Origin of the sequence: Treponema sp. OMZ 857 (assembly GCF_024181085.1) — a bacterium.
Classification (GTDB): domain Bacteria; phylum Spirochaetota; class Spirochaetia; order Treponematales; family Treponemataceae; genus Treponema.
In genome coordinates this window covers 2,569,593-2,588,190 of the sequence record NZ_CP051147.1, presented here as the reverse complement: position 1 = coordinate 2,588,190, position 18,598 = coordinate 2,569,593, and the positions used below count along the sequence as shown (strand labels likewise).

General features: G+C 44.0%; 12 protein-coding genes and 1 tRNA gene. 3 read left to right on the top strand and 10 right to left on the bottom strand.

Annotated elements, in window-relative coordinates:
- Nucleotide 1: 1 nt before the first annotated feature.
- From E4N66_RS11605 to E4N66_RS11590, 4 genes are all read right to left on the bottom strand, one after another.
- On the bottom strand, nucleotides 2-484 hold the full coding sequence (locus E4N66_RS11605) for a ribbon-helix-helix domain-containing protein (protein WP_253728138.1): 483 nt from the start codon (nucleotides 482-484) through the stop codon (nucleotides 2-4).
- Nucleotides 484-1,224, bottom strand: a complete 741-nt coding sequence (gene mobV, locus E4N66_RS11600; protein ID WP_081984377.1) for a MobV family relaxase — start codon at nucleotides 1,222-1,224, stop codon at nucleotides 484-486. The genes E4N66_RS11605 and mobV overlap by 1 nt, the downstream gene beginning before the upstream one ends.
- Nucleotides 1,225-1,485: 261 nt before the next feature.
- Nucleotides 1,486-3,660 (bottom strand): type IV secretory system conjugative DNA transfer family protein, encoded by a 2,175-nt coding sequence (locus E4N66_RS11595; RefSeq protein ID WP_253728137.1) that lies wholly within the window; start codon nucleotides 3,658-3,660, stop codon nucleotides 1,486-1,488.
- 31 nt (nucleotides 3,661-3,691) lie between these two features.
- Nucleotides 3,692-4,864, bottom strand: coding sequence for a relaxase/mobilization nuclease domain-containing protein (locus E4N66_RS11590; RefSeq protein WP_253728136.1), 1,173 nt, complete (start codon nucleotides 4,862-4,864; stop codon nucleotides 3,692-3,694).
- A 296-nt stretch (nucleotides 4,865-5,160) separates the two neighbouring features.
- On the opposite strand from E4N66_RS11590, the gene E4N66_RS11585 reads away from it, so the two are divergent.
- The 3 genes from E4N66_RS11585 to E4N66_RS11575 all read left to right on the top strand — a co-directional run bounded on the left by E4N66_RS11585 (nucleotide 5,161) and on the right by E4N66_RS11575 (nucleotide 9,234).
- Nucleotides 5,161-7,239: a DNA topoisomerase gene (locus E4N66_RS11585; protein ID WP_253728135.1), complete on the top strand. Its 2,079-nt coding sequence runs from the start codon at nucleotides 5,161-5,163 to the stop codon at nucleotides 7,237-7,239.
- A gap of 146 nt (nucleotides 7,240-7,385) precedes the next feature.
- Nucleotides 7,386-8,801 (top strand): tyrosine-type recombinase/integrase, encoded by a 1,416-nt coding sequence (locus E4N66_RS11580; RefSeq protein WP_253728134.1) that lies wholly within the window; start codon nucleotides 7,386-7,388, stop codon nucleotides 8,799-8,801.
- A 361-nt stretch (nucleotides 8,802-9,162) separates the two neighbouring features.
- Nucleotides 9,163-9,234 (top strand) — tRNA-Cys (locus E4N66_RS11575).
- Nucleotides 9,235-9,252: 18 nt separating this feature from the next.
- Here E4N66_RS11575 and E4N66_RS11570 read toward each other — a convergent pair.
- From E4N66_RS11570 to E4N66_RS11545, 6 genes are all read right to left on the bottom strand, one after another.
- Nucleotides 9,253-10,185, bottom strand: a complete 933-nt coding sequence (locus E4N66_RS11570) for a TatD family hydrolase (protein WP_253728133.1) — start codon at nucleotides 10,183-10,185, stop codon at nucleotides 9,253-9,255.
- 178 nt (nucleotides 10,186-10,363) lie between these two features.
- On the bottom strand, nucleotides 10,364-11,242 hold the full coding sequence (locus E4N66_RS11565) for an Rpn family recombination-promoting nuclease/putative transposase (RefSeq protein WP_253728132.1): 879 nt from the start codon (nucleotides 11,240-11,242) through the stop codon (nucleotides 10,364-10,366).
- Nucleotides 11,243-11,739: 497 nt separating this feature from the next.
- The gene (locus E4N66_RS11560) at nucleotides 11,740-13,377 is read right to left on the bottom strand and encodes an SUMF1/EgtB/PvdO family nonheme iron enzyme (protein WP_253728131.1); all 1,638 of its coding nucleotides are present in this window, start codon (nucleotides 13,375-13,377) and stop codon (nucleotides 11,740-11,742) included.
- Between the two features lie 773 nt (nucleotides 13,378-14,150).
- Complete coding sequence (gene clpB, locus E4N66_RS11555) at nucleotides 14,151-16,727, bottom strand: ATP-dependent chaperone ClpB (RefSeq protein WP_253728130.1); 2,577 nt, start codon at nucleotides 16,725-16,727, stop codon at nucleotides 14,151-14,153.
- 65 nt (nucleotides 16,728-16,792) lie between these two features.
- Nucleotides 16,793-17,854 carry an extracellular solute-binding protein gene (locus E4N66_RS11550; RefSeq protein ID WP_253673576.1) on the bottom strand — a complete coding sequence of 354 codons (1,062 nt, stop codon included), beginning with the start codon at nucleotides 17,852-17,854 and terminating at the stop codon, nucleotides 16,793-16,795.
- Between the two features lie 213 nt (nucleotides 17,855-18,067).
- On the bottom strand, nucleotides 18,068-18,583 hold the full coding sequence (locus E4N66_RS11545; RefSeq protein ID WP_044014100.1) for an HdeD family acid-resistance protein: 516 nt from the start codon (nucleotides 18,581-18,583) through the stop codon (nucleotides 18,068-18,070).
- Nucleotides 18,584-18,598 lie beyond the last annotated feature (15 nt).

Below are 18,598 nucleotides of genomic sequence, written 5' to 3'. Positions count from 1 at the left end.
TCTATTCCTGGTTTTCTTCCACTGCATTGCTTTGTTCAAGAAAATCTTGTAAAAAATTTTCTATCACTGACGGCTGCCGGTACATTCTTTGGGTGAAACTTTTTAAAAGGTCATTACGTCGTTTGACAGCGATAGATCCAATCTGTTTTTTTTCTTCTGCCGTTTTATCGAAATAATCGACGTAATTGGCAAACTGTGGAATAAGAGAATAAAACCATAGCTCCCGGTGAAAATCGACCTTTTTTTCAAGAAAATAAAGGAGACTTTTCACTTGAGAAATTGCATCATAGAATAAATTTTTATCATTCACTTCTTGCGTAACATAGAGTGCAAGTGCATCACGAACAATATCGGAAAGCGACTGACGCTGTTCTTTACTTTTTAGCTGCAGCAGTTCATACAATTTTTGATCAACGCGTGTAGCAATAAACCGCCCTTTTCTTCCTGAAAAAGCTGGCACTGATGGTTTATTTGTCTTTTTCATCAAATACTCCTCTTATTCCTCATCTTCTCTCCCAGCTCCTTGCCCCACTCCTCATACTCTGTCTGACTTTCGAGTAGTTTTTTCTTTGGCGGAGTTATTGCCTTGTCCAAAGCCTGCACCTTACCGTAAAACTGCTTTATCGTCTGATGTCTTGCTTTCGAGCCTTTCACACCTCTATCAAGACCGAACGACTTCCCGACGGTTTCCGCAAAGCTATCTTGTAACCCGCTCATCTTCTCCTTTCCGCCAAGAAAATGCCGACAGTTGAGCTTTCCCTTTGGATCGATTGGCACGAGGAGTATCGATGTATGAGGGGTGGTCTTGTTATAATGATGCGTGATGAGAAAAATGTTTGATGCACCAAATACTTTTTTAGCCCATTCGTCACAAGCGTTAAGATATTCATTCGCCTTTATTCTTGTGAAAACTTCAGGACTTGCCGTCATCATCAGCTCAACTGCTCGCACCCCATTCTTCCTCACCCTTTCCGGAAGCTGCTTGCGATATTCTGCCATCGCTCTGTCTCTGCATTCTTCCTTCGTACCTTTCCAGCAACACCAGTTATCCGGTGTTTTTTGTTCATCAGCATTTAAGGTCTCGCGAGTTCTCAAAGCATGAGAGACACTCGCCCCAACATTCTGGTCAGTCTTGAGCTTCTTTGTTCTCATAATGCAAAACTGTGCCATCTGATTCCTCCTTAAATCAAACCAGAATACTAGAACTCCAACTTTCTCTTTCATTTGTTCGCAAAAAGTCTTCTGGCAATTGTGGCGATTCGTATTTTTAATCGTTCAAAATTTGACAGCTTTTGTTTTCTGTGACGAGGTTTTTTTATTAGCGCTTTTTCCTGCGTATTGGGGTCTTTCGTTTTTGGTATTAGTACACGAGTTAGCTCATTGCGGACAATTTCAGAAACGGAAACGCACCGCATTTTGCTCTTTATCAATAAAATTTCATACAGTTCTCTGTCAACTCTGATAGAGAATTTCCATTCTTTTCGTTTAGAAGACCTCATGATCTTGATTCTCCCATTCATTTTCACTCTCACCGGCTATTTGTAATTCCAGTGTGCTAATTCTCCTTTTTAATTCTTGGATACACGGATCGGAAGGATCGCAAAAATGCCGCTCACCTTCCTGCGGAAGCGGTTCAAGAAAATCGGCAAGTGTTGCGTTTTCCATCGTCGCTTCTCCGACATGGATATCCTGTCCGCTCATTAAAAAAAGCGGTGTATCTTTTTGCATGGCTTTTTCAACTTCAGCTGACCGTGCTAAAATATCGATTCCATTGTTAGATGGGAGTTTTACACATTCGCTTAAAAGCTCTTTCCTCTTTTGCGGCGCACTCATATTGGCACGGTCTTTAAAACGAGGACTGTCAAAGTAGACAACTTTCTTTCCGATATACGGCATACCATTGTTAATTAAAAGAAGTGAATTCCAATCAAGTTTGGTAAGCTCATCCGGATTCATTAAGTCCCGCTGTATCTCTTGTGCGGCAAGGTTGCGGTTATCAAGCGGGCCGAACCTCCTTCCCGATTGTGAAATGTTTTCATGCACAACCGATTCTTTACCGAGTAAGTCAGTAAAGACTTTTGCATCACTGGGCTTTCTCGGCCTGAAAACAATCGTATTTTCACAGTGGTCTAAAAATGGATGTTCCTGTCCATATAATTTCACAAGTTGATTCATTGCCTGGCAGATGATTAAGAAACGTACCCCATAACCTGCAAGAACACCCATCGTTTCTGCAAGAAACGGGAAATAGCCGAGTATCGGAAACTCATCAAGGATAAAAAGTAAATCTTCAGAAAGCTTAACTGCTCCATACTGTGTTTCCCCTTCAGAAAATTTCCTGAGCATAAATTCAATGAGTAAGCGGAATACCGGTGCGATCCGTTTAATATGTGCATATGGAACGGTCAGATATAATGATATTGGGGTCTTCGTTGAAATAAAATCTTCAATTGAAAAATCACTTGCGCACGTCGCATTTTCAATAAGCGGATCTTCAAACAATTGCAATTTTGAAAAACACGTTGAAAGGACGTCTGCTTGGACTTTCGGATTTTTTGAAAGCCTGCTTGCGCATCCGGCGATTGTCTTACAAGCACTTTTATTGCCGCTGTGCCTATCTTTAAGCATCGCCTCAACAAGCGGATTTTTAATATCGGTTTCCGTTTGTCCTTGTGAGAAAAAAGCATTTGACTCCGATATGAGCCGTAACACGGTGGTGAGATTTTTTGCAGGGTATTGATCAGAATATTTTACATGCAAAATGACACCGGTAACAAAATCTTTGGCGCTATTATTAAAGAATTGTTCCGTCCCTGAATCTTTGGCACTATCACTTGCGAAAAGAATATCGGCGATGAGGTTCGCATCGCTATACATAAAGTCTCCGTCCCGTATCTCATCGATAATATTGATCCTCAGCGTATCACGTGAAATGGGAGAGAATTTAAGGCAGTGTGAAAATTGCTTTCGAAAACCTGCCGTAATATTCCAGTTTTCTCCCTTAGGGTCAAAGACAATAACACTATGCGGATAGTTCAATAGCGTTGGGATAATAACCGATACACCTTTCCCGCTTCGCGTCGGAGCGAGGCAGAGGGTGTTGGTTTTCCCCGAATGGCACAAGAGCCTTCTGCCTTCGGATATTGTTTTAAGGCGTACGGCATCATCTTTTGCATTGTACTCGGCACTGATTTCAGCATCTGCTGTCTGCCCGCATACGACGCCGGTTTCACGAAACATCCCTGCATTTTTAAGGTCTTTCTCTGTTGCCCATCGCGCCGTTCCATAAAGATGTTCTTCCTTTTGCCGTAACGAGCGAATGACATACAGAATAATAAAACCGATCGCGATTGCTGTTCCAATGAGAGCTGGCTTTATTGAGCGGAATAAATACACATCAAAGCCGGGACGAAGAAAGTATTTGATGAAACAGCCGAAGTACACAAACGGATTATACACCGGATATCCTGAAGGAAAACGAAATAACGGATACCTGACAATATGAGGATTATAGCGCATAAGGTGTGCGAAAACTTGTGTACTCCACCAAAAGCCGCCGACTACGGTGATAACCGGAATAACAAAATTAAGGATATCCATAATGACCGTTATTTTTTTTCGAGTCGGCTTACCTCGTATAAATTCACTTTTCTTACTCATCTTTTGCTCCTTTCATTTTCATATAAAATGCCTACGTATTTCTGCCATAAAGCGTGATCTTTCCTCGCTGCTTTCCACTCCCGTGGGTATTTCCGCCGCGATACCTCACTGTCTTTCCAATAAAACGCTCTGCGATATTGTGCAGTGTCGGAACATAATAAATCCCTTTTTCCGTCTCAAGGACAAACCCGTTATTCCATGTATCTTCGTCATTCATCGTATACACCTTCTTTATAATTCCGGTAAGCTCCTCTTTTCCTTGATAGACACTCACCTGTTTTCCGCTTCCTTTATAAGTATTCCATACTTCAAGGAAGCGGTTATACCTGCCCATATTTTTAAGCGATTCATCCCATCCGTCTTTAAGCTCATACCGGCCGCTTCCGGTATGACAGGCAAGATCAAGCGCTGATAAGTACTCAAGCCGCTTTTTTACTGACAGTGAATCATGGGTGAAAATAATTGCTTTACTTCGCTCATCACGTCTCCATGCACTTGCCTGTATTGCTTTATCAAGTGCGGTAAAGCGATTACTTTTATATAAGTCGCTTTTACTTTGCCGAACTTCTTCGACCGTACGATACCCTGAAAGTGAAGTACATACTTCCTGTGCCATCACACGAAGGGTATGTTTGATAAAATCTTTCGGAAATCGCTCAATAACACGCCCATTTTTATCGACGCCATTGATAAGAAGGTGTACATGCGGATGCGCGGTGTCGTAATGTGCTGCCGCTTGATAATAAACATCAAGCCCGTAAAGCGTATTGATTTTTTTCACCAGTGTTTCAGTTAAGACTTTTAAGTTTATATCGCTTCGCTCGGGAGAAATAATAAACTTAAAATGTCTATCACTCATGTGCGCCTTATATTCTTCGCTATCGCTTCCGAATAGTTCAGGTTTTTCAAGAACCGCTTCTTTATTTTTTTGCGGCATATATTCTTCCAGATATTTTTGATGCGCACTCATTTTTGTCCCATAAAAAAATTTCACCATGCAGCGCTGCTGACGCTTTCGTAAAGAGCCGACTATTCTACCGCCGTTTTTTGGCACCCCTATTTGTCCACCGCTGTGCAGTCGGCGTTTTAGTGCAGTAAAAAGCTTTTGCGCTTCTTTCATGTCATTCTTTTTATGCACGCGCTTGATCTTAAAAAGATCTTTTTCGTATGCACCAAGCCTTTCAAGGTTCAACTGTATTGCCATCGTTTTCCTTTAAAATTAAATAGCCTCACTTGAGGCTATTTAAGCCTCAAGTGTATTGCTAAAAACCGGTAAGAACTGAAAAATCACCAAAACGCCCCATGTATAACAAAATTATATTTGATGCACCAAATATAATTTTGTTTGCTCAGATAACATTGCGCACAGGTGTTCACAAATTTCTATCTCATGCACTAGGCAGAAAAAAAAATGCGTTAACATTCCTTTATCTTGCCTCTTTAGGACACCTGTGAGTATAGCATATTGATGTTATTACTGCAATACCTTATATTCTTTTTATGACTTTTATTTTAACTGAAAAACCTTCCGTCGCTAAAGCATTTGCCCATGCGCTCGCTGTTCCCTTTACCGGCTCCTACTATGAAAACAGCCGCTATCTTATTACCAATTGTCTCGGACACCTTTTTCAAGCATTCGATCCTGAAGATTATGAAGTACACTATAAAAAATGGAACCTTTCGGATTTGCCGATTATCCCTCACACAATACGTTTTAAAAAAATTGAAGCGTCAAAAAAACAAGCTAACCTTGTCGTGTCATTATTACAAACACACCAAAGTGACACTATCATTATCGCGACCGACGCAGGTCGTGAAGGGGAGCTTATTGCTCGCATCGTTTTAAGCGAAGCGGGTATCACTGATACGAAAAATATTTTTAGATTTTGGACATCTTCTGCGCTTACACCGCCTGTTATTACAGAGGCCTTAAAAAAGGTAAAACCGTTAAGCGACTATAATGATATCGCTCGTCAAGGCTATGCTCGCCAAAAAGCCGATTGGCTTGTCGGAATCAATATCTCCCGTCTGTTATCCATCCATGCAAAAACACTCCTTTCGGTCGGAAGAGTGCAGACAGCCGTACTCGCCGAAATATTCAGGCGGGAAAAAGAAATCGCCGACTTTATCCCAACTCCTTATTATGAGTATGTCGCGGAAATAGCCTCAAGTGAGGCTATTTTCACGGCAAAGGCCTATACAAAAAATGAAGACGCCTCGATTACCACTGCTTTCCAAAACGACTGTTTTACTCCTGACCGGTTTTCAAAAAAACCGGTAGTCGTACAAGAAATAAAACAAGAACAAAAAAAAGAAGTCCCTCCGCTCCTTTTTAATTTAAGTGCCCTGCAACGTGCTGCCTTTGCTTCTCTTTCCCTTTCTCCCGACCAAACCCTTGCCATTGCACAAACACTCTATGAAAAGTATCAATGCCTCTCGTATCCTCGTGCTCCAAGCCGTGTGATGGGAAGTGCTGACGTTCCGCTTATTAAAGATGTCTTTGAACGTATGAGCGCTGTATATCCTGAATATACGGACGCTGTTGATACTGCGTTACTGGAGGATCGTAATGCCCGTCTCTTTAATGATGCGCAACTTGAAGATCACCATGCACTAATCCCCCTGCAAGCAATTCCCGATACTGCTTCAAAAAGTGAAAAGGCGGTATTCTCTCTTGTCGTAAAACAATTCTTTGCTTCTTTTTCTCATCTCTTTGTTTATGAAATGCAAACACTCTTTCTTATGATAGATGGTGTACCTTTTATTGCACGAGGGCGAAAGACACTTGAAATCGGATGGAAATCACTTTTCTCAAAGGAAGGTGAATCCTCCGATGAAACCAGTGTACCGGATAAGGGTGAAGAAAATACTTTTGATGATATTGATACAACTCATCTTCTTTGCAAGGAAGTACGGACAGAAAAAAAGAAAACACAGAGTAAAAAGCCCTATCGCTATGACTCGCTTTTGCAATTTATGGAAAAGCCGAAAGAGAACGGAAAGTACAGTGCCTCCCTTGGCACCGAAGCAACCCGCGCTGCAATTATTCAAACGCTCTTGGATCGCGCCTACATACATGAGGAAAAAAAGAATCTTCATCTTTTGGAAAAAGGGATTTTTTTAATTCAGCAGCTTGAAAAATTTCCGCTTCTTTCTCCGCTTATTTCAGCACGGGAAACAGCCGAATGGGAGTATGCATTAAAAACCGATTCAAAAACGTTCTTAGAAAAAATAGAAGCGTTTGTCTCGAATGTCTGCAAAGAGCAGATTTCTATAGCCGTATTTGAAAAACAAAAAATTGGTACCTGTCCGCTCTGCGGCGGCGCAGTTGTTGAAATGGAAAAAGCATTCTCTTGTAATCAGTATCCCGTTACCGGCTGCCGCTTCACCATATGGAAAAAAACATACGGCACGCTTTTATCTGCTTCTGATGCAGCACTGCTTTTAAATGGAAAATCCGTGCGCAAAAAGAACTGTAAAAGCAAAGCCGGAAAAGTTTTCTCTTGCATTCTTTCCCTTGTTAATGGTACAATAAACTTATCGTTCGACACATCAAAAGAACGAAAGATACGACGGTAAGTATGCGCCGCCTTTATCGGAAAAATATGGACAGGGAGGGGTGTTTCATTATGAAACAATTGCCCCCGGTATACAACGCGAATACCACCCTTCCATAAGTATTTTTATTTCCTGATAGAAGGATTTTTTAAGGAGCACACGAACTGATGAAAACAAAAAAATATTACCTTTATCTCCGCGGCGGCATTTGGTATTGCCGCTTCACCGATCCGGTAACCGGCAAACCCTTAACAGCCCGCTCAACGGGTAAGTCTTCCAGACAAGAAGCTGAAGAAGTCGTTATTGCATGGCTCTATGGCGGCATACCGAAAAAACACAATAAAGAAGAAAAACAAACCCTTGAAGTTCATGCGGTTATCGAAACATTCAAAAAAATGATCGTAAATAAGCGTATTCCTTCCGATGAGCTTTCTCACATTCTCTCCCTCGCTTCTTATATGTACGGTTTATCCTCTTCCGTTCATCCTTGTGATAATCAAAAAGAGAGCGAGCATCCTCAACAACCACCACACACTGAATCGCTCGACGTAAAAAAAAACGCTACCGTAAATAGCCGTGCATCTCTTTCATTTGTCGATTACACCTTAGCCTTTTGGGATTGGAAATGCTCTCCCTATATTGCCGCCCTCCGTGAGGAAGGCGTACCGGAAAAACTCCTTCCGGGGAAAACACGGTTTCAAAAAATACGCTATATGCTGCAAAAGCGTTTATTCCCGTATTTTAAGAATACCCCGCTTCATACAGTAACGGCAAAAGACATCAATAAATTTCTTGTCTCCCTTTTGGGCTCTCTTAAAGTAAGCAGCCTCAAGAAAATGAGTGAATGGCTCCAGCAGACGGTTAAGTTCGCCTATAAAGAAGGGTTACTCGATACTGATATATCTTCGCAAATTCATCCGCCGAAAGGAGAATGTGAGATAAAGCCCATTTTAACCATCGATCAATCGGTACAGCTCTTTTCGACTACTGAACATTTTAAGAATAAAATGCACTACTGTATCAATAAACTCGCTCTGGAAACAGCCTGCCGTATCGGTGAAGTTGCCGCTCTTAAAATTTCCGATATTCTTTTTAATGACGGCGAAACGCAGGCAACCGTGCGTATTACAAAAAACTATCATTTCAGTAGCCATATCTTGAAAGATACAAAAAACAAATCTCATAAAGAAGTTCCTATTTCCCCGCACCTTACCGTCTTATTAAAGGAATTCATTGAGACCCATCCGCAAAAAGATAACGACGATGCGTTCTTGTTCTATAATAGCACAAGGGCAGACCGTCCCATCGGGTATGATTCAATACGGAAAGAATTTATCCGCGTGATGAAAGCGCTCGACTTTTATGTACCGCATTTGAGTATTCATTCCTATCGTCATTTAGCAGCTGTCATTTTATGGGATAAAGGATTCCTAGAGCGGGAAATTATGATGGTTACCGGACATAAAAGTCTTTGGGTATTACGCCATTACTGCAACCATGAAACGCAGGCGAGGAAAGAAAAGAAGCGAGAGATGAGCAGGGCAATTGCACAAGCAATTACAAGCGAGACGCTTATTGCATAAATATATAAAATGTCCAAAAATATATCAAAAAGGGCTTGACTTTTTATGAATATAGTGTACGATAGCAATATAGAAAAAATAAGTGTAGAAAAAGCTGTAACGATTTTTTAATCAATGATGCTTTTTCGTGTGCTATTAACTGCTGTTTTAGGGGCAAACCCCTTGAAAAAACTTCCCTTTTTACTATCAAGTTTCGTGCGTGCACAAAACATCGCTTCTGTATGGAACCACTGCCATCCTTGGCAGTTCTGGTCGAATAGACTCAATTTTTCTGCGGGGTTATTTAAACACCGACTGATGCATTTGCCCTGACGAACCTCTTGCATAAGATATCGGTTTCTGATATAGTAGCTCCATTATCGGCGCCGTGCCCAAGTGGTAAGGGAGAGGTCTGCAAAACCTTCATTCATCAGTTCGATTCTGATCGGCGCCTTTTTTCCCCTCTATTTGTTCAATCCGATAATCCAAATGCACAATTAAAATTCCGTACAATCATATCGGTGAATTCTTTTATTGCAGCTTCATCGATGCTGATTTCTTCAAGTGCCGCCGTGGACGATTCATATTGTTTGATAACGCATGCCCGTTTTACCGAATCGGTTCTGTTGTACCGCAGGTTTGCACACTGCGCCATAACTGCGATAATATCGCGGGGATGGGAGTAGGGTTCCGCCTTGAGCCTCATATACGGGGCATCGGTTTCCGTTAAGAGGCGCGTACTATCGAATGAGGCCGCCATTGCGCATACGGATTTTTGCCCGCGGAGCACTGCCTTACCGAGCGAAAAATAGGCGTTGACGCCTTTTTTAAGAAATGCCGACGCCTCTTGCGGACTGCCGCCCCAGCCGTGGAAGATAACTGCCGGCAGTTTTTTTAACCGAGGCACCGAATCAAAGATGAGCGGCAGCGCTTTCCGGCAATGAATCACTACCGGTAGCTGAAACTCTTGCGCCCACTGTAATTGCATATCCCATACTGTTTGCTGCATCGGCAAGAGTTGTTTATACTCATCATTAAAAAGATCGAATCCGCATTCTCCAATTGCGTGGATTTGCCGTGTTTCCAAAAGGCGGTATAAAAACTCCGCTTCATCGGTTACGGGATTTTGGGGATGGATGCCGAAGGAAAAGAGTACGTGCTGTTGTGCAGACGGCTGTAAATGAGTTTCGCTTTGGTATAGGACTGTTCCCGTAGTAGGAGAATTGGCATCGCCGCATACATTGCGTTCAAAGAGACTGCGGTGTCTTTCATATTCGGTATGATCATGCGCCGAGCAGCAAAGCGATACCGGATACGCAAACGGTTTGTCTACATTTCCGGCACCGCCTACAGAGGCGCACGTATCAAAATAATCTGCGGGATGGAGGTGGGCATCAATGTACATGTATAAACTTTTAAACGATATTATAAAAAAATGTAAGCCTTTTAGTTTTTGGAAATTTTGCAAATATCGGCCAAGGGGAGTACAGGGAGAGACACTCCTCAGCGGGCGACTTAGATGGATTGCTCGCTGGCGTAGCAATCCATCCCTAAGACCCCACCTTTGTTTCAAAGCATAATTCTTATAGTGCTTCCACTTCTGCTGAGGAGAGTCCGGAAATTTTGCAAATATCGGCCAAGGGATAACCCATAGTCAGCATTACTTTCGCCGTTTCAAGTGCTTTTTGGTGGACACCTTCGGTGAGGCCGAGAGTTTTACCTTGTTGTATCCCAAGCATTAAACTTTCTTCTCTTTGGACTGCAATATCGGTATCGTAATCATATTCGGCTATTAACATATTAACTACCTCCCGTGACTTTCTTTGTAAATATTCCCTTAATATATCGTTTTTGATGCATTCTTTAATGGCATTTTCAAACCCATGCTCTTTATCAACTGCAATATGCCGACGTACTGCATCCACAAACCGACTGTATTGTCCCAACGGTTCACAACTCTTTACTATTTGACTATCCTTATCATAATTGATATTTATCAGTTTTACAACAAGTTCAAGACTTAGTGTCTCAGATTGCATGATAAAGGGATCCGAAAGTCTCAGTATTTTTTGTGCAGGAAGATTTTCCCTTCCATTGTAAAAGACGTAAAATACCGGAACTGGAATCTTTTTCAGTGCCCGTGAGTAGCGGTCGCGGGGATTTTGAATATGCTCATACAACCGCGTAACATATTCAAGGCATCTTAATGGCATATTCGGATTTACGGTAGACTGGTGTTCTGCAAGTACAATAATTTTATTATCAACGAGATACGATACATCATTAGCGAATGACATATACATTGTTTGTTTAAGCCGTATATTTTTCAATATATCTGTAGACTCATAATTCGTATTATACAAGGCATTATACAGCGCTAAAAAATTATCTTTTGCAGTTTTATCATTACTGAAAAGATCGACAAAGACAGAATCTTTGTAACGCCGATTATGTTTTCTCATAGTAATTCACCTCCGTGCACCGCCACTGACAGCAGTAGTTCCAACAGGATATATAAAGCACGGATGCAAAAATGGCTAAAGAAATGAAGAAAAAATCACCTTTTTTATTAAGTTAGGGGAAGACTTTTCTTTTTTTTCGATAAAAAGAAAAGTCTTCCCCTACGACCCCATCTAAAGAAAAACGGCGATTTAGGGCTCTGCCCTAAGAACCCGCCTTGGTTACAAAGCATAGTTCTGAAAATAAAAGCTAAACAGTAGTAACTTTCACACTAACTCGTTTCAGTACCGCCACGGATGGCGGCGGTTCCAAACAGTAGTAAGTTTTTCGATAGAAAAACTTGTTGTTAAGCAGTTGTACACGGATGTACAACTGCTTAACAGGCTGCTCAACCTCACAGGCAAAAGCGGCACGGATGCCGCTGGTTCCATGTAGAAGCGAGATTTGCGATCATCGCAAATCTCGTCGATGAAAAATGTACACGGATGTACATTTTTCATCAGGGGCGACAAGCCACACGCAACCCAAGATCGCGGTAGCTCCTGACCGGGTCGATGCTGAGCCGATACGCACAAGAAGCGAAGCCCGCATTGCCGTCCCAACTACCTCCGCGTCCAACGCGCATAGAACCGGAAGCATCGCCTGTATAGTTCTCCGGCAACGGATTCGACAAAGTGCCGTACCTGTCCCAGCACCATTCCCATACGTTCCCACTCATGTCGTACAACCCGAACCCATTCGCTTGCTTCTGCTTTACTTCATGCGTTTTGCTATTCGCATCTCCACCGTCATCATCCTTATACCATGCATACTTTTTAAGCTCGTTTTTGTCATTCGTTCCTGCCCATTTGTCCTCTGTACCGCCCTTCGCTGCCCATTCCCATTCAGCCTCCGTCGGTAACCGAAATCCTTTCTTGCTCATATCCATCTCAGGTACTTTTTTCGCTACTGCATCGGCCGTGCCGTAGATATGCCCTTCAACGCGATATACGCACTGGCTTTCTCCTAACGCCGCTACTTTCTTGGTAAGCTCATTGCAGAACGCTATGCACTTATACCAGTCCACATACTCCACCGGCCGTTTTTCCTGCACTTCACTGCCGTCAGGCGGATTTTCTGTTCCTTTAAACCAACTCAGATTCTCCCCCATCACTGCCTGCCACAGCTCCTGCGTTACTTCACTCTCTCCTATCCGGTAGGCAGTAAGTTTTACCGTGTGTACTGCGTTATCACCCTCATCGTTGTGGCCAAGGTTTCCGTTCGTTACCGCAGCAATATCGATCATTTTCATTTCGATAAACTTTGCATACAGCTCTTTGTTTCCGCTGCTGCCCTTTGTAATCTCCGTTACTTTTTCACCGCTGAAGTCTGCACTGGCATACCAGCCGAAAAAGATATGATCTGCTTTGTTCGCAGGTTTTAAGGTGATTGTTTCCGTTTCTACCGTATAGCTTGCAGGGTTGTCGGCATGGTTACTTCCCCCGTCGGGGTGATAGATGATGGTATATCGGGTTAGCACCCTTACCGTACAGCTTGCTGTTTTAGCGCCATCTTCGCTCTTTACCGTGATAACCGCTTCTCCGGCTTTGTTGGCTGTTACTGTACCGTTTTTATCAACGCTCGCTATCGCAGGCTTATCGGAACTCCACGTTACTGTTTTGTTTGTTGCATTTGCAGGCAGGACTGTTGCAGTCAGTGTTGTACTAGTTCCTGCTACAAGACTTACCGTAGGCTTATCCAGCGTTACACCCGTTACTGCTACGACAGCAGGCGGCAATGCCTTAAAGCTCACCTTTACCGTTACGGCAGCCGTTACTTTATGGCTATACGTTGTTGCATCGTTCGTTATAACCGTGCCATTGACCGTCCATTTATCTACTACGTAGCCGTCCGCGGGCTTTGCCGTAAAGGTTACGGTTTTATCCTTTTCGACGCTTATCGGGCTTTTATCCGTTTCCGTTACGCTGTCTGCCTTTGCTTTAAGCGTACCGTGTTCCCCGGCGCTAAACGTTACCGCAAAGGTTTCCGGTTTAACCGTTATCTTATTCGGACAACCGGTAAACAAGGCCATTGCAGCAAGCATCAATCCTACTGCCAACCGGCTCAACAGCCGATTCGTTCTTCTATTTTTATTCATAGCATTTCTCCTAGAACTTATATGTTTTTAACCGCTAGACGGTTTATTCCTTAAAATTTTTCATCGCAAAGTACGCAGAAGACGCTAAGGAGGTTGGGATGTGGTTTGGTATTTACCGGTGTCTCTTTGCGCCCTTAGCGGTCTTTGCGGTTTATTTCTTAATATAACCGCGAAGCACGCAGAGCACGCCAAGGTTTTGAAAGGGATGTTCTCCTCTATTTTTCTCCGCATACGTGGTACTCTTTGCGGTTTAATATGGAAAAGATTAACAGTACGGTTGCCGTCTGCAAAAACTGAGAAAAAATGATTATGCTGTTGTCTGAATGAAAAAGACGCCCGTTTTTCAGGGCACAGTCTAGTTGCTAAAGTTGCTGAGTTGCTGAGTTGCTGAGTTGCTGAGTTGCTGAGTTGCTGAGTTGCTGAGTTGCTGAGTTGCTGAGTTGCTGAGTTGCTGAGTTGCTGAGTTGCTGAGTTGCTGAGTTGCTGAGTTGCTGAGTTGCTGAGTTGCTGAGTTGCTGAGTTGCTGAGTGATTGTACCGCCGGTTACGTGCGTGTCAAGCACTTTTTGAAAATATGCGGATATCTGCGCTTTTGAGAGAGGCGGTTGGTGCTGCGGTAATCCTATGTGGCAGTTCAGCATAACTATAAGTATAGGGGCAAATATTGAGAAATGCAAGGTCTTTTGAAAATATGCATACCGTCTACGGTATTACTGCGAACAAATTACTTGGTAATGTGTAAGTAACACATTACCAAGTAAAGCATTACGTACCTTACGCCTTAAACGTCAAGCCGCCTTTTCCGGCATCCACCGTAATATCGGTTTTACCGACGAAAGCGCCCGAAAGTAGCTCTTTGGCGAGCTTGTTTTCAAGTTCGGTTTGGATAGCCCGCTTTAAGGGGCGCGCACCGTACAAAGGATCGTAGCCGATATCGGCGAGGAAGTCCTTTGCAGCATCCGTTACAATCAAATGCAGGCGGCGTGCTTCAAGCCGTGCCGAAACAGCCTGCAGCTGAATATCGACAATCTTGCGGATATGCTCTTTGCCGAGCCGTCCGAAGGTTAAAAGCTCATCGATACGGTTCAAAAACTCAGGGCGGAAATGCTGTTTGAGCAGGTCTTTAATCTGCGCAGTCATTGCTTCCGGGGTATCCGCCGACAAAATCAGCTCCGAGCCGAGGTTGCTTGTCATAATGATAATCGTGTTGCGGAAGTCGATTACCCTGCCTTGTCCGTCCGTCAGCCGCCCGTCATCCAGTATCTGCAAGAATACATTGAACACATCGGGATGCGCTTTTTCGATTTCGTCAAAGAGCACCACGCTGTACGGACGGCGGCACACTGCTTCGGTCAGCTGTCCGCCTTCGTCATAGCCCACGTAGCCGGGCGGCGCTCCGATTAAGCGGCTCACCGAATGCTTTTCCATATATTCGCTCATGTCGATACGGGTAAGCGCCCGGTCATCGTTAAAGAGGAAGTCCGCAAGGGTGCGCGCCAGTTCGGTTTTGCCCACACCGGTAGGCCCGATACAGAGGAAGCTGCCGAGCGGGCGGTTGGGGTCGGAAAGTCCTGCCCTATTCCGTCTGATGGCATCGGCAACCGCCTGTACTGCCTGATCTTGTCCGACAACCCGTTTCTGCAATACTGCTTCCAGATCGAGGTACTTCTGCTGTTCGCTCGCCAGCATCTTTGCAACGGGAATCCCCGTCCACATCGAAACAATCTTAGCGATATCTTCTTCGGAAACCTCTTCGCGGAGAAGCTGCCCGCTGCTGCCCGCTTTTTTTGCAAGCTCTGCGGTAACGGCAGCAATCTTTTTTTCCAGTTCCGGTATGCGTCCGTATTTCAGCTCGGCTGCCTTATTCAAATTGCCGTCGCGTGTAAATTGCGTTTCTTCGCGGCGCAGCTGCTCAAGCTCTTCTTTATATTTCCTCGACTCGTTGATGCGGGTCTTTTCGTTTTGCCACTGTGCCTGCATCACATTCCGCTTTTCGGTTAAGTCGGACAGCTCCTGCTCCAGCTTTTCCAACCGCTCTTTTGAAGCCGCATCCGTTTCTTTTGAAAGAGACACCTTCTCGATGTTCATCTGGAGGATTTTGCGCTCCACTTGATCAAGCTCAACCGGCTGGCTTTCAATTTCCATTTTGAGCCTACTGGCAGCCTCATCCACTAAGTCGATTGCCTTATCCGGCAAAAAGCGGTTGGTGATATAGCGGTTGGAAAGTACCGCTGCCGCGATGAGCGCCTCATCCTTAATGCGTACACCGTGGTGGACTTCATACTTTTCCTGCAAGCCGCGCAGAATGGCAATGGTGTCCTCTACATTCGGTTCGGGGCAGTATACCTGCTGGAAGCGGCGCTCCAAGGCGCTGTCCTTTTCGATATACTTGCGGTATTCGTCCAAGGTGGTAGCGCCGATCGCCCGCAGCTCACCGCGTGCCAAGGCAGGCTTTAAGAGGTTGGAAGCATCCATCGCCCCCTCGCTTGCACCGGCGCCAACAAGGGTATGCAGCTCATCAATAAAGAGGATGATACTGCCCTCGGCTTTTTGCACCTCGGAGATAACCGCCTTGAGGCGCTCCTCAAATTCGCCGCGGAATTTAGCGCCGGCAACCAAGGCGCCGAGGTCAAGCGACAAGAGCTTTTTCCCGCGAAGGCTGTCCGGCACGTCCCCGGACACAATCCGGCGGGCAAGCCCTTCGACAATAGCGGTTTTACCGACACCCGGCTCACCGATCAATACGGGGTTGTTTTTAGTGCGGCGTGACAATACCTGCATCACCCGCCGGATTTCTTCATCACGTCCGATAACAGGATCGATTTTTTCTTCCCGGGCAAGTTCGGTTAAATCGCGGCAGTATTTTTCGAGGCTGTTGAACGTCGCTTCGGGGTCTTCGCTGGTAACCCGCTGATTTCCCCGCACATCTTTTAAGGCTCTCAACGCCGCATCGTAGGTAATACCGTGCGAGCGGAGCAGTTCACCAACCTCGTCATCGCTTTTGGTAAGCGCAAGCAGAATGTGCTCCGTGGAAACATACTCATCCTTGAGCGAAGCGGCGATCTTTTCCGCCTGAGCGCAGAGCTTTGTTAAAACCGGCGACATATATACCTGTGCAGAGTCTCCGGTTACCCGCGGTTTTTTATCCAAAATAGTATCGAGTGCATCAAGAATCTGATCAGTTGATGCACCGATCTTCTCAATGAGCGGCGGTACAATCCCCTCTTCTTGATCTAAGAGTTTATATAAGAGATGAACCGGCTCAATCTGACTGTGATTGTCTTGTTCGGCAAGCGAGGCAGCGTCCTGCAAAGCCTCACGTGCTTTCACTGTGTATTTGTCTATATTCATACAATGAATCTACGCACAAAATGGAAAAACGGCAATAAAATTTTTTTAGAGAACGGCGACTTATCCTATGGCGTAAAACGGATCCGCTGCCAATAGCTGTTATACAGCTCTAAGTTTACACCGAGGTCCTGTTTGAGAATGCAGTCGTTGAGATCATCAAGTGCGTAGTGAGGTCGTTTCTTTTGGTAGTACCTTGCCTCCGTATGGATGGAAGCCGGAAAGCCGAATGTATCTAAGAACTCGGCATAAACGGTAGGTTCAAGCACAAAGTTGATAAAGGCATGTGCAAGTTCCGGATGAGGGGCTCCTTTGGGAATACAGAAGCTGTCGATATACAAGCCTGAATGAACGCCTTGCGGAATAAAGAAGTCAACATACTGCGTTTGATCTTCCTGCAACTCTGCAAAAATTGCCTCCGCATATCCTTGCACCGCTAAAAAATCCCCTGACGCAAAAGATTTTGCAAAGCCGTCCGCATCAAACTTTATGAGATTCGGTTTCCAATTGTTTTGGATTAGACGATATGCTTGTTCCAGCTCATCAGGATTGGTGCTGTTCGGCTCATAACCCAAAGAACCTAATGCAGCGCCGAGCACTTCCCTCATATCATCCATCATCGTCATTCTGTTTTTTAAATCTGCCCGTTCAAAGATATTCCAACCGCGTTCATAATTGGGCACTTCTTTGGTGTTTACCGCAATACCTGCTGCACCCATGTAATACGGTACAGAGAATTCCATTTTTGGGTCATACTCGATTCGATGGAGTACTTCCGGGCGTAAATAGCGGATGTTCGGGATTTTTGAAATATCGATAGGCTCAAGCATGTTCAGTTTTATCATGATTGAAACATAATCCGCCGATGGGATAACAAGGTCGTAGCCTTTTGAACCGGCCATAAGCTTAGCGAACATATCTTCATTGGATGCAAAATCATCATAGACAACTTTGACATTGTATTTTTTTTCAAAAGCTTGGATAACGGAATCGGGTGTGTAGTATGTCCAATTATACAGATAGAGAACTGCGTCTCGTTCATCGCGGCAAGCGGTAAAAACAATAAGAAAAGAGAGTGTTACTACGATGCATAAAAAAATAGAACGTACCCTTTTAAAACGATGATCCATAGCCTACCTCACAATGATATTGTATATAGGGAATATACAAGAAATAACCCATAGATGACAAGCCGGAATCAAACTTCCAGCGGGAGAGTTCAGCGTTTACTAAGAAACAACTGTTTGACTATCTGTATACCGCAGAACTGCTTACAGCCTTTTATCACCTGCATCAACTAATGCACAGAGCTGTGCATCAGTTGATGAATCTTCTCCAACCGGTTATCGTCCTCTAAAGAATAAAACGATGCTGATAATACCGTGATAGATGAAGTCAAAGCCGATCATATATGCGACGAATAGGCTTGTAAAGAGCGGATGCATCAGCATAACAATTCCACAGATGATACCCAGTATGCCGACTAGCATCAAATAAAAACCGCCTCTTCTGGTTATATAGCGGATTTTAAAACTGATAATAAACCGCGTAATACCGCTGAACAATATCCAACAGGCAAAGAGGTACGGGATAATCGTTGCGGCTGTAAACAGAGGGCTGGTCAGTACGAGAATTGAAAGCAGGATAGTGAGGATACCGTTCAGCAAGACAATTAAGATATGGTCTTCTCTGTCTGCAAAATAATGGATAATTTCATACACACCGTTTATAAACATAACCGCTGCGAAAAAAAACGAAAGCGATGCCAAGCTGGTAATCGGGTTGATGAACATATAGATACCTGCAATAATAGAAAGGATACCTACTACCAACGCCGTAATGCGGAACTCTTTTCTCATATCTCCTCCTTTAAG